This window comes from Clostridium sp. DL1XJH146 (genome assembly GCF_054819755.1).
In genome coordinates, this window is sequence record NZ_JBTVVN010000126.1 from 1 (window position 1) to 292 (window position 292).

The window sequence follows — 292 nt, forward strand, 5'->3', positions numbered from 1 at the left end:
CCTAACATTCCGCATCACACATCAAGGAGATATGCGCCTCACTGGCCAACTAACGGCAAGTTCGGGCGAGATGAAATATGAACTACCTGTTATTCCACTCCGCACATTTAAGCTGGTGGAGGGTAGCACTATCGACTTCACAGGCGACCCTACCAATCCTCGACTCAACGTAACAGCACTGGAGCGCATGAAAGTGCTCGTTACTGAAAACGAGCAGCAGCGTAATGTTGCTTTTGATGTTGGCGTTTCTATCACCAACACGCTCGACAAAATGGGGCTCGAATTCACCATT

The 292-nt window shown here is 49.0% G+C and carries 1 protein-coding gene; it reads left to right on the forward strand.

The window, feature by feature from the left end; all coding sequences use genetic code 11:
• On the forward strand, positions 1 to 292 hold a 292-nt coding region (locus tag ACVHXK_RS18790; protein ID WP_461207935.1), incomplete at both ends, for a translocation/assembly module TamB domain-containing protein.